Source organism: Microcoleus sp. B6-A1 (assembly GCF_036705085.1).
In the GTDB taxonomy this organism is placed as follows: domain Bacteria; phylum Cyanobacteriota; class Cyanobacteriia; order Cyanobacteriales; family Microcoleaceae; genus Microcoleus.
In genome coordinates this window covers 1-12203 of sequence record NZ_JAUBTU010000019.1, presented here as the reverse complement: position 1 = coordinate 12203, position 12203 = coordinate 1, and the positions used below count along the sequence as shown (strand labels likewise).

Sequence of the window (12203 nt, the reverse complement as noted above, 5' to 3'; positions counted from 1 at the left end):
CAAGAAGGCCAATTCAATAATAGCAATGATTTGGGTGATTAAGAACATCCTAATCGTCTTGCCAGTTGTTATACAAAACGCTAGGGATATTAGATCCCCGACTTCTTCAAGAAGCCGGGGATCTAAGGTGACTGACTGGATAAAATCTAAAATCTCAAATCTCAAATCTAAAATCCCCTGACGTTTCGCGATCGAGAACTTTTACAACTTTGTTATACATATCCTCAGCTTCTTGCTGCGAATTGCCAATACTCGTCACTCCCAATTTGCCAAACTCCGACAAACAACCCATTAAATGAAACACACTGCCCGTCTCAGTACCGCTGTCAAAGTGCAGTTGATTGTCAGCAATAATATCCATCAAATCGTTCGGTAATAATCCCCGATAGCGCTCCTTTTTCAAATTGTCCGAAGCCACATAATATTTCGGACGGCCCTGCTGGCTGTAAAATAATCCGGTAGTACGCTCGTACCGACCGTTTGTTAACAGTTTCAAAGCCATAAACGGATGAGTTGTGCCTCCTTTACGTAAGTTAATTTCTATTGCTTGAAGATCCCATTTCCCATCGGATTGCTTTACAGCGAGAAAATCTACTCCAAATCTCTCTAAAGCACCTTTTTTAGCTAAGTTTTGCCCGACTTTCCATCCCAATTCTTGCAACGCCAGCCGGTAAGATTCGTCCGCCGGAAATCGGCAACCCAAGAAAATTTGGCCGTCTGGGCCTCCTAAAATCTGGTCGTGAGTGGAGAGGATTTCTACTTCGCCACTGGGAATAATTCTGCCTTGAACGCTGGGGGAGAACTTTTCTTCTCCTTCGATAAATGCTTCGGCAATTGCCCCTAATTCGGGAATGCGGCTGCTAAAGTTGTCCCAGGTTTCGCCTTTGGATTGAAAGCGTAAATTATGGAAGTGATCGCCAATTGCCTTCGCTCTTTCTGTAGGCGCTTTACCTGCCAGGGACTTCAGGTCTAAAATTGCATTCCCTTCCCCCGAAAAACCTTCATTTAACTTAATTACGATCCGCTGCAAATGTGGCTGCCGTTCCCACAATTGAGCGGCAGCTTCTGCTAAATCTTCCGCATTCCAAACCAACTCGGAACCGTCAGGATAAGGCACGCCACATTCTTGGAAAATTTGCCTGCTACCGCTTTTTGTTCCCCAGTATAACAGATCGGGATCGCTGGCCCACAAAGGAATCCCCAATTGAACAGATAGCTCGCGTTCTAAGGGCGTCGAGTTATAACAAACCATATAAGATTTTTTCGGCCGCACAGCTTGACGAATGCGCTCCATCAAGCGGGGGCGCTCTAAAATTTTCTGGGTGAGGGATTTGGCAGAAGCATCGTAAGCACTGAACAGCAAAAGCCGATCACGCGCATGAGAAAACGGAATTCCCGGCAGCAATTGCAGGTAATAATCCACAATCATCGGGTGCAAGGGCTCCGAGGTAATGTAAATTAACCGCGTGCGGGGATTTCGCAGGCGAATCAATGAAAATAAATGTCGCTCTTCGTAGTGGTAAGCACCCTCAATTTTCCGCATTTCTTGCTGATCTAAGCTGACAGAAGGAATGATAATAATGTCACAATCTCCGCTGTCGAATTCTTCTATCGCTCGCCAACGCTCGCGTAATTCTGTCTGAAGATTGCGAAACTTCTGCGCGGATTCGGAAGAGGATTTATTTAACTCTTGCATTGCTTTTTATCCTAAGTATTCAAATAATTATTGCTGATGATGTCGGGTGTGTCAGCCCCAATACTTGAGACAACTGACAGAGTTTTTTTGTCTGACTACAATTCTAAATCTTATACCAATTATTAAAACGAACAGTAGGGACTTAGGCCTTGCCGTGTCCCGAATCCCGGCGCCGGAGACGGCAATGCCCATAGGTGTCAACTTAAGCTTGAAAGCCTTGATAAATCTCGTTTTTACCTGAGTCCAGATCCCCCTAAATCCCCCTGGTTGTTGGGGAGTAGGGGTTGACTTAAAGAGGCTTCCTGTCCTCCCCGACCTAGGGGCGGTGCCAAGAGTGCCCGCCCGCTCGCTAGGGGGATCTGGCCTTAATAGTCAAACAGCCATCTATAACTAGGTTTGACGTTAAGTTGACACGCCTTGGGCTCTTGGAGTGTCCCTACAGCTACTTTTCAGAATTGCTCTAAGAAGCTCGCCGCGCTCGAAAAAGTCTGGCATACTGCAAAATTGGCTCTAAGCGGCGTTGATTTTGCTTGAGTGCCGAGATCAATTTTTCCGAGGGGCGGAACACCAGCGGAGCCGAATATTTGTTCAGCATCTCGATTTCTGGCGACTGGCTCATCAGCATCAGCCGCACGTCTTTGTCGAGCAAATAACTCAGAGACAGCAAATCTCCCATGTTCGTAAAATCGTTGCCGCGATCGCTAATTACAATTGTATCTTTAATCGATCGGTTAGCTATCGCCTCTTTGTTAATAATTTTCGCAACTTCAGCATTAAAATAGCTCAAGTCTTTGCTCCACCAAGTATCAGAAAAAGCGCTGACAGTACAGGATGCTATACTTGCTGTAAAAACCAGGGCTAAAATGACTTGCCAAAATCGCTGCTGAGTTTTCACGTTACTGGCGAGCAAGTAAGCAACTGCTAGCTGCACTCCCGGAAAGCAAGAAATCAGATAGCGGCTGACGGCGGAACGTTTGCCACCTAGGATTATATCCGGTATCGCCAAGCTCAAAAAAGGTACAAAAATTGATGTTAAAATAAACAGCCAAGTTGAACTGCTAGTCCGGCGGCAGATTTGGTAAATGGCAGCCGCAATTAACAGTAAAAAGGGCAATCTCAGCAGATAAGTCCAGATATTATCAAAGCCTAAGTCGAAGTCAAAAAATAATGATGTAAAGCTGAGCGTCCATAATTTGACAAGATACAGCCCACCAGGAGATACTCGCGTCCAATCTGTCGTAGCTGATGCTCGTCCCAGGTTGGTCGCCAGCACGTAAATCCACGGAAAATACAATATTAAAGCTGCTGTGACTGATAAGAAAAATTGGGAATTAGTTACGTGACCTCGCAATTTTGTTTTTTTGACAAACAGCCAGTAAGCAATTATAAAAACTCCGTGTCCGATGAGTGTTAAACTGAAGAAAGGGTGAGTGTAGAAACCAAGGGCGATCGCCAGCGAGTAAAATACCCAATCTTGCCAACCCCGCAACCGCACTGCTCTCAGCAGCAGCCAACTGCTGCCAATAACTGTGGCTGTTAGCAAACTATACTGCCTTGCTGTCTGAGCAAACAATATGTCAAAGGGCGATAAAGCCAAAAGTGCTGTTGCTAATAACGCCACCAAATTCGAGGCGAAAAGTTCCTGAGCTAAAGCGTACATCAAAGGCAGCGACAGCAAACTCAATAGTGCTGGCAAACTGCGCCATGCTGTTAGAGAACTCCCAAATTGCTGCATCCACCAACGAGCCATGAGAAAGTATAAAGGCGGATGCTGCGGGTCTTCTAGTGCTAAAGAACGAATTGTGTCTGCTTCTGTACTTCCCGGTTTAATCCGCTGATATTTTTGTAATTCTGGTGCGGGAAAAATCCGGTTTTGAAATAGTTCGTCGTCGATTTCTTGGCGTGTGAAACCAGCGGCGCGGATTGATGTGTAAGCTTCGTCGTGCCAGTACAGTTTGCGATCGATCTCAAAAAACCGAAATCCGATACCAAGTAAAATGCCGATCGCTAATAAGTTCCTCAGCCAGCGGGAATTTTTGGTATTAACAGATGTGTCTTGATGTGTTGTAGATCCCATGCTTGTCCTAATTGTGGCGATTCCCTCCCGGATAGCTACGCTTCACGGAATTTGGAACTGTAGCCCATCTTAAACCTCACTCAAGGAGCGATCGATACCTACTACATCCCTCAACAGACAATAATTCTACCGATACTTTTTTGCTAACAAATGCTAACAAATGTATAAATTAAGAGAATCTCTTAATAAAGGTGTATCAACCAATGCCCGAAGGAAAATCCCACGAGCACCATTTAGATCCCGATCCATTTTCAACCCAGTGGCTTGAGACTTAATAGTTTTAGCACCACCTAGATTTTGGACAATTTCGCCCGTCCATGAAACAGTCTTTGACGTATACGCTTCGCTGCAATCAATTACAAGTTTTGAATTTTACCAAGCTTTCCACTTCAGGAAAGTTTTAAAGTCGTAATGACTTAGGGTTAACATTTGTCTCACCGTTTTGTTTCTTAATTTACGGCGGGACTTAGACACCATTTGAGAAGTCTCGAATGTGGGCAACAGAATCACATCAAAATTATCAACTAAGAATTTAGCTGTTTTATGATGTAACTCTTTGACCAAATTCTTGATTTGGCAGCGAAGCCTACTAGCTGCTTTCTTGAATCTTCTTTTCTGCTGACTAGAAGCGCCCGAAATCTTTGATACCAATTTGTCCAGCCGGAAACATAATTTCTGAATGTACAAATTAGAATCATTTCCTAGCCAACCATAGGAATCTTCGGAGAAAAATGTCATGAACGTGCGGACACCGGGATCTAAGGCAACCAGCCGACCTTGTTTATCGGTCTTAACTTGTTGCACTTCTTCAGAAAATATTAGGTAATATTCGCCATAAGCCAGCGTCAGTCGGCCATCACTAAAAATTGCAGGCAAGGATTCTTTGAGCTGACATTTGCCTAAAATTGAGTGATAGACACCGCAGTCTTTAATAGCCGATTTCGGCACATAAATAGACTGCTTAGTGTCTTGTTTGCTCCGAAATTTGCTCTGACGGATTTGACCGTTTTTACTAAATCCCTTTTGAGCTGCTTTAACTGCCAAATAAGCATCTTTGATGGCAATTGATTTGATTTGGAAAGGTACAGGCTTTGCCCATTCTGGCAAACTGTTTAGTATTCCGGTTTTGATTGTCATCCAATTCGCTTTTGTTCCTGGCTCTTGCAGGTATTTGATAGTCGTGTTGTAAACAAAACGACTTACACCAAACCACTGCTTGATTAGCGCTTTTTGTTCAGGATTTAGGAATAGCCGGATCTTCCTTGATTTTCTTGCTGTAACTTCGCAGGGAGTGCATTCTGCAACTGAAGACGTGAAGGATGGCAAGAAGATCGCTTGTGAGTTCGGTTTCAGGGCTGTAAACAGTTCGGTCAAGAACCACGATTTTTCCACCGTTTTGTTCTGCCATGAACTCGAATAGCTCAAACCCGAATCGGCACAATCTGTCGCGACAGGCAACAACAACCGTGAGCTGTTCGCCGCGCATAAATCTGACCAATAAGGCTTGCAGTCCTTTCCTTTTGAAATTGATTCCTGAGCCGATGTCTTGGATGATGTCGGCGTCTGGGTACTGCTGCTGCATAAATTCAACTTGTCTTGCGAGCTCGTCTCGCTGTTTGGTTGAACTAACTCGGCAGTAGCAAACAATGGTAGTTCTAGTTGCACCGCGCTGGTAGGACTCGACATCGTAGAGTCTTTGCCCTGCCTCGTTTTTGATGCTTTTAATCTTCCCTTCGTCTGCATATTTTCTTAAGGTGTGTGGATGCAAACCCAGAAATTTGACTGCTTTTCTGAGTGGTACGTATGCCATGTAGCAGATAGTAGCATATATAAATGAAAATAAGCAAATTATTTACGGTGCATCAACCCTCTGCCGGATGCGGAATACTTTATATATCAGAGCGTTCAAAAAGCTGGCTCAGGCTGAACCACCCCCAAAATCAAGAATCTTCCACCAGATCCTCCCAGAACCTCCAGACCCTAAAAATAACTGCTAACATACGTGTTGTACAGTTAATCAACAAGCTCCGCAAGGGGTCTACCCGCGTACCGCAAATGGCAAAAAAAGAAGCGTCTATAAAAACTTCCACTGAAAACTCAGAAAAGCAAAAAGCTCTAACTTCCGTACTCTCCCAAATCGAGCGCAGCTTTGGCAAAGGGGCGATCGTCCGATTGGGAGACTCCACTCGCATGAGGGTAGAAACCATTCCCACCGGAGCCCTGACACTGGACATTGCTTTGGGCGGCGGTTTGCCAAAAGGCCGAGTCATTGAAATTTACGGCCCGGAAAGTTCCGGTAAAACCACTCTCGCCCTCCACGCGATCGCCGAAGTCCAAAAATCCGGCGGTATCGCAGCCTTCGTCGATGCCGAACACGCCCTCGATCCCACCTACGCCTCAGCTTTAGGCGTCGATATTGAAAATCTCTTAGTTTCCCAGCCGGATACCGGCGAAATGGCCCTAGAAATAGTCGATCAACTCGTCCGTTCCGTCGCCGTCGATATCGTAGTAATTGACTCCGTAGCCGCCCTCGTCCCCCGCGCCGAAATCGAAGGCGACATGGGCGACTCCCACATGGGTTTGCAAGCCCGCTTGATGAGTCAAGCTTTACGGAAAATCACCGGCAACATCGGCAAATCTGGCTGTACCGTCATCTTCCTCAACCAATTGCGGCAGAAAATCGGCATAACTTACGGCAACCCGGAAACAACAACCGGCGGCAACGCACTCAAATTCTACGCCAGCGTGCGGCTCGACATTCGGCGCATTCAAAGCTTGAAAAAAGGTACAGAAGAATACGGCAACCGCACGAAAGTTAAAGTTGCTAAAAATAAAGTTGCTCCGCCTTTCCGTATTGCCGAATTTGACATTGTATTTGGCAAAGGCATTTCTACTTTAGGCTGTCTGACTGACTTGGCCGACGAAATGGGAGTAATTCTGAAAAAAGGTTCTTGGTATAGCTACAACGGAGAGAACATAGCTCAAGGACGAGACAAAGTGATCCAGCACATGGAAAAAAACATCGATTTCAAAAATGAAATTGAGGAGCTAGTTAAAAAGAAACTTGAGACTGGTGCTCTGGTTTCTGCTAATTCTGTCGCTCCTATTGAGGTAGATGATGATGATGTAGATGATGTAGATGATGTAGATGATGTAGATGATGTAGATGATGTAGATGGTTTGGACGAAGAAATCTAAGTTTTTTAGTCCTCAATTATTACTCCTTTACTGGTTGTTTACTGGTTGTTTACTCGTTACCAGGCTGGAGCGAAACTAACACTCAACAGCTACCTAGAGCCTCGAATTTAATTTTCGCTCACGAGGCTCTTCCTCTAGGTATCAGTTCCCAGGCTCCAGCCATAGAACCAGTAAATTGACCCGACATGATATGAGTTCGGGATTGCCGAATATATTGCCGATTGCTATACTTGTACAGTAAGTAGTACAAGTGTCAAGTACATGAATATTGTTTCTTTTAGCGAAGCGAGAAATAACCTCAAGGCTGTTTTAGACAGAGTAGTGGAAGATACGGACTATACCATCATCACGAGACGGGATGCGGAGGATGCGGTGGTGATGTCGCTAGAGTTCTTTAATAGTTTGCTGGAAACAGTTCATTTACTCAAATCTCCCGCCAATGCTGCCCATTTGGAGCGTTCTATTGCTCAGTTTAAGCAGGGGAAAGTGGTAGAGCGAAATTTGTTGGATGACTAGAAAGTTAGCATGGACGGATGAGGCTTGGGGCGATTATTTATATTGGCAAGGGCAAGACAAGAAAACGTTAAAACGAATTAACAAGCTAATTGAGGCAACAATCCGATTGCCGTTTGAGGGGATCGGAAAGCCAGAACCACTGAGGGAGACTCTGGCTGGTTTTTGGTCGCGGCGAATTGATGATACGAATCGATTAGTTTATGCTGTGGATGACGAGTCTCTAACTATTATCTCTTGTCGATACCACTATTCTGATTGACATCCTCCTTAGCCTGCTTAGGAATGAGAATTAAATAACTTCCACAAGTTTGTGGTATGGGCGTCCCGCCCGTCTTTTTTGGACGGGCGGGACGCCCATCCCACAATAACAATTAAAATTGTAAGTTATTTAATTCGCGATCCTTATACCATTTTTCTAAAGATGTGCTATGGATGAAGTCTTAGCCCCCCCGCGGGAGGGGGGGTTGGGGGGGTAATATCTAGCGCTACTTTATGAAATTGGTATTAGCTATGGTGCGGCGTTTTTGTTTAACAGAAAAGTCGGCGATTCTTTGAGCAGTTTAATTTTAATTTAATGACGATAGCGAGTTTCTATTTAACGGGCGAGCAGAATTTTTGTCACCCTATGTAAGTTTTGCAGGATAAACAGGGATGAGAGGGTACTCCTTGGCAGGGCAATTGTTATGCAGTGAGCGATTGTTTAGTAGTGAAGCCACAAAATAACGCGGACTTTTTATTTAAATTGCATATTCGATGCGGGCGGAACGCCCAACCCCTACTCCCCACAAGAGTTTTATTGTTTTTTGACATACAATTTAAATCCACAACAGCTTATCCCAACAGAATTGTTTTCAAAATACTCTTTGTAAACTGGATTCATGTCTTTGGGTAAGCCGCGTGGCTCTGACAGCAGAACTGGGAGCATCTCATATTTGTAAAAATACTTCTTCTGGCTCCTTCCTTCTGCCTATTGCCTCAAAACTCCAATTTTGGGCTTGGCTGCTTTCATTGAGATGCTCCCCATTTACGAGCACTTATTGAGGCATAGAAACTGGCTGAAAGTATTGAGAATTAGCGCGCACATAACAGTTTTGTCTTGTCCGCAACCAGGGTTGACCGTTCGACATCGTAATCGCATTTACTCCCCTCAGCTCAGCAGCAATTGTATCTCTATCCGCGCGGTAAACTTGTTGAATTGCTCCGTTTGGCGTCTTGCGGCAGTTGAGTTGTCCATCTCGCGACGTGACTCGCCAAGCAGGCCAAGTTGCAGAACCCGCAGTTTCAGTCAACCAAGTATTAGAGTTGCTAGAAGTATAGTCGCCACTTACATTAGGACGCGGTAAAGCTTCGACTAAATTTACTTTAAATGTCTGGCCAATAGAAGGACAATTTTCTCCTGCTTTCACCTTCCAAGTAACTTCGGCTCCCAATTGGCTGCTTCTTCCAACTTGACGCCTGACAATGGCAATATCTCCAGAACAAACAATTTTTCGGCCAGGGCCGATGGCACTGTCTTTGAAAGTCCCATTGTTATAGTAAGAGCCTGCGGCTCCTTCGGAACGGGTAATTTGAATATTGCCCAAAAATTCCCGATTACCTACTTTCGTCAAGTAAAAACCTCTGCGATTGTTCCCTTTTTCTGACAAGTTTAAAGTAGTTTTACCGTTAGGATTAACATAAGTGGTAGCGCTAGCAGCAGCGCACCACATCAATGACACCACTCCTGTGGATAACAAAATGTAAAGCTTTTTCATAGCACCACCTTGTATGATATGGATCTCTACTTTATTTGTAGCTGTTGGTGAAGATATTTGACCAGTCGCTCAAATGAGTGTCACTCATTTGAGCGACATTCTAACGACATACGGGCAACCCCCCATGATTGCCACTACAAATTGGGCAACCACGGGGGATTGGCACTACTGCGTAATTCCTAAACATCAACTCTGCATAACTTCACCTTACTTCACCTTACTTCAACTCTCTTCACTTGTATGCACCTGCATCACGAGGCCTGCAAGCTTCAACTTCTGACTCATTGCAGGTTCCAATAATTAGCGGCAGAATAAATTTATATACGTAAGTAAGGGAGTTCCAATCACCGCTAAATACTGTGGATTTTACGGGTACTTCCCGGTGGGTCAAGTTGCGATTAGAAAAACTAGGGCGATTTTTACAGGTAGCAGATTTCAAATCTAAGAATGCTTGTAAAGAAATGTAAAAGCTCCTGATAGCCGATTGGTTTGACAGAAAGTACGATTTCTAAGCTGAGTCGGTAAAAAAAGTCGTCTTGATTCAGCGCAAAAATGAACTTGACCAACACAAATTAATTTGCTCGAAACTTAAATCATTGTTGAAGGGAGAATAAATTATGGCTGACGGTCAATTAGAAGTTATATTAAAGATTGCTCAAACAATTAATCCTCAAATTGAGAGCGATCGACATTTTGATATAGACTTGGCAAAATTGCGCCAACTGCCAGCAGGAACATTAGGGTGCTCAGTGGCGCGGTTTCTAGACGAACAAGGCTTTGAGCCGATCGCATCGGGAGACTGGATTCAGCGAAACCACGACGTTTAACCGGTGCTGACGGGTCTTTCAGCTTCAACAGAAGATGAATTTATACTTCAAGCGTTTACTCGCGCTCAAGTATTTCGTCCTTCTTGTGCGATTTTAGTGTTAGTTGGACTGATCGGCGGCCAATGCGCGATCGGACAAATTATCAAAGGCTTAAAACATGGAAAATTAGCCACTCGGTTAATTAATTGGGACGTTGCATCTGATTGGGAAACTCCTTTATCTGAAGTTCGAGAAGAACTCGGAATTCTACCCTTAATTGATTAGATTTTAACTCGTTACCTCATTGCAAAAGTATGCAAAGCACAAGTTACAAACCGGAAATTAGCCTGAGTCCACGGGAAAGAGCGATCGCGCAATTAGTAGCCCAAGGGCTGCCCAACAAATGTATTGCCAAAAATTTAAATATCAGTCACTGGACGGTTGCTACTTACGTGAGGCGGATTTTTATCAAACTCGGTGTTTGTTCCAGAACTGCGATGATTGCACTACTGATCCAAGAAAATTTGCTCTGGGACTGATCAATAAGTCAATACGCTTCAGTTAAGCCCGATCCCCACGGCGCCTAGGGCGGGCACTCTTGGCACCGCCCCTAGGTCGGGGGGAACAAGAACTTACTCACAGTCCCCTTTCTTAAGGGGGATGCTGCAAGGGATCTCGCCCGGAATAAACAGTTTTAACCCACATTCCGCACCCCCAACTGGCACATACGCGGATTGAGGAAGTAAAAGTGAATCATCGGAGATAATAATGAGTAAAAACACCCAAAAATTTGTGCAACTATCGCATCATCCAGTTAGGAATCCCTAAAAATTGACGTGAGGGCATGAATTAAATCTTCTTAACCCATAAAACGTCAAAAATCAGATCATTAACAACTATTAATTCCCAGCATATATCGCCCGCATTATGACAATTGTACATCATTGCTGAATCAACAATTATTTAAATGTGAGTTAGTTTTCTCAATCAATATTCAACTTCATTTCACAACAAGAAATAATAAGACCGACAGGTGACTGGAAACAAATTTAATATAGCCAACCGTTCAGATGTCAAATTAGAAACTTGCTGAATTCCTTGAACAAAAACGGCATGAATCGATTGAAAACTTTGGAATATCCAGCGCAAAGTAGGTCGATTAGTTCCTTTGCCCAATTGATTTTTTACGGTTTTATTAGTGAGTTGCAAGTTTTGCCGGAGTAACCTTTGACCTAAAGTATAAACCAACAAACACAAACCCATTATCAAAGTTAAAGCCTCGATTCTTTCCGGCGACTTGAGGAATACGCTATCCGTAAAAAATAGGGGGTCTTTCAGGAATCCAAAGCCTCTCTCTGCCGACTGCTGTTCCTTATATTTTACAATCATTTCATCAGGACTTAATTGCTCTGCATCCAGCACATTAGTAGCTAAGATAAATCTGCCACTAGCTTGGGTTATTCGGGCTACCACATTAGCATCTAGTTCTAGTTTTGCTTGAACTTTAAATATCAATATAGAGCTAGATTTTTCGTGAGAAGTAGTCAAATTAGTAGCTGATTTGGCTGTCGCTTCTCTGCTGGTAATTTGGGTTAAATTATGATATTTTAGTTGTTTGGATAAACGATTAGCTGCTGAATAGGCATCCGCTGAACAAGCGAATTCAATATTTGATAACTCTCGCAATTTCTTCTGGGATTCAACTTCAGCTTTTTTGAGGTTTTTTGCTAATTTACGTTGGTCAGCATCACGACGCAAACTGCTCTCTACTACTAACCATCTTTGTGTAATTCCACCATAATTACTTTTGTGTTCCGACCAACTATATCCCGTCACAGAAGAGCCGTGAAATTCTGATTCATTTAATTGAGATACCAGTTGCTGTGCTTGTTTCAGACTGAGTGGTACACGAGTTAACCATCTTAAATTGGTTAACATTTCTAAATTGGGAGCGGTATATAATGCACTGTCAGCTACCATTAAACTGTCGAGATTTAATTGTTTTTTAAAGTCTTGACAAATTGAGGCGAATATGGAATTATCTGATTCGTTTCCTGAAGCTACTCGTAAAAATAGTGGTACATCTCCATCTCCACTACAAATTAGGTCTAAAATGAACTGTTTTAAGTCGGGGCGATGGTCGCGAGAGTAGCCGT

At 43.8% G+C, this 12203-nt stretch carries 13 protein-coding genes; 6 read left to right on the top strand and 7 right to left on the bottom strand.

The window, feature by feature from the left end; all coding sequences use genetic code 11:
* Window positions 1–154 precede the first annotated feature (154 nt).
* The 5 genes from QUB11_RS09185 to QUB11_RS09165 all read right to left on the bottom strand — a co-directional run bounded on the left by QUB11_RS09185 (window position 155) and on the right by QUB11_RS09165 (window position 5583).
* Complete coding sequence (locus tag QUB11_RS09185) at window positions 155–1696, bottom strand: peptide ligase PGM1-related protein (RefSeq protein ID WP_333390308.1); 1542 nt, start codon at window positions 1694–1696, stop codon at window positions 155–157.
* A 460-nt stretch (window positions 1697–2156) separates the two neighbouring features.
* Window positions 2157–3773, bottom strand: coding sequence for a glycosyltransferase family 39 protein (locus QUB11_RS09180; RefSeq protein ID WP_333390306.1), 1617 nt, complete (start codon window positions 3771–3773; stop codon window positions 2157–2159).
* 153 nt (window positions 3774–3926) lie between these two features.
* Window positions 3927–4130 carry a zinc ribbon domain-containing protein gene (locus tag QUB11_RS09175; protein ID WP_333205637.1) on the bottom strand — a complete coding sequence of 68 codons (204 nt, stop codon included), beginning with the start codon at window positions 4128–4130 and terminating at the stop codon, window positions 3927–3929.
* A gap of 15 nt (window positions 4131–4145) precedes the next feature.
* On the bottom strand, window positions 4146–4910 hold the full coding sequence (locus QUB11_RS09170) for a transposase (RefSeq protein WP_333205630.1): 765 nt from the start codon (window positions 4908–4910) through the stop codon (window positions 4146–4148).
* Between the two features lie 97 nt (window positions 4911–5007).
* Window positions 5008–5583: an IS607 family transposase gene (locus QUB11_RS09165; RefSeq protein ID WP_333205631.1), complete on the bottom strand. Its 576-nt coding sequence runs from the start codon at window positions 5581–5583 to the stop codon at window positions 5008–5010.
* A gap of 245 nt (window positions 5584–5828) precedes the next feature.
* Between QUB11_RS09165 and recA the strand changes: the two genes are divergently transcribed.
* The 3 genes from recA to QUB11_RS09150 all read left to right on the top strand — a co-directional run bounded on the left by recA (window position 5829) and on the right by QUB11_RS09150 (window position 7746).
* Window positions 5829–6971, top strand: a complete 1143-nt coding sequence (recA, locus tag QUB11_RS09160) for a recombinase RecA (RefSeq protein WP_333205632.1) — start codon at window positions 5829–5831, stop codon at window positions 6969–6971.
* Between the two features lie 261 nt (window positions 6972–7232).
* A complete protein-coding gene (locus QUB11_RS09155) occupies window positions 7233–7487 on the top strand; it encodes a type II toxin-antitoxin system Phd/YefM family antitoxin (RefSeq protein ID WP_242720579.1) in 255 nt (84 codons plus the stop codon).
* The gene (locus QUB11_RS09150) at window positions 7480–7746 is read left to right on the top strand and encodes a Txe/YoeB family addiction module toxin (RefSeq protein ID WP_333205633.1); all 267 of its coding nucleotides are present in this window, start codon (window positions 7480–7482) and stop codon (window positions 7744–7746) included. The genes QUB11_RS09155 and QUB11_RS09150 overlap by 8 nt, the downstream gene beginning before the upstream one ends.
* Window positions 7747–8521: 775 nt before the next feature.
* Here the strand turns inward: QUB11_RS09150 and QUB11_RS09145 are convergent.
* Window positions 8522–9241: a hypothetical protein gene (locus tag QUB11_RS09145; protein ID WP_333205634.1), complete on the bottom strand. Its 720-nt coding sequence runs from the start codon at window positions 9239–9241 to the stop codon at window positions 8522–8524.
* 617 nt (window positions 9242–9858) lie between these two features.
* On the opposite strand from QUB11_RS09145, the gene QUB11_RS09140 reads away from it, so the two are divergent.
* From QUB11_RS09140 to QUB11_RS09130, 3 genes are read left to right on the top strand one after another with little or no spacing between them, the layout of a single operon-like run.
* Window positions 9859–10068: a hypothetical protein gene (locus QUB11_RS09140; RefSeq protein WP_333205635.1), complete on the top strand. Its 210-nt coding sequence runs from the start codon at window positions 9859–9861 to the stop codon at window positions 10066–10068.
* Window positions 10069–10071: 3 nt separating this feature from the next.
* On the top strand, window positions 10072–10332 hold the full coding sequence (locus QUB11_RS09135) for a hypothetical protein (RefSeq protein WP_333205636.1): 261 nt from the start codon (window positions 10072–10074) through the stop codon (window positions 10330–10332).
* Window positions 10333–10361: 29 nt separating this feature from the next.
* Window positions 10362–10586, top strand: coding sequence for a response regulator transcription factor (locus QUB11_RS09130; protein ID WP_083888111.1), 225 nt, complete (start codon window positions 10362–10364; stop codon window positions 10584–10586).
* Window positions 10587–11052: 466 nt separating this feature from the next.
* On the opposite strand, the gene QUB11_RS09125 is transcribed toward QUB11_RS09130, so the two are convergent.
* Window positions 11053–12203 (bottom strand): IS1634 family transposase (locus tag QUB11_RS09125; protein WP_333198985.1); only part of this gene is annotated, 1151 nt, incomplete at its 5' end.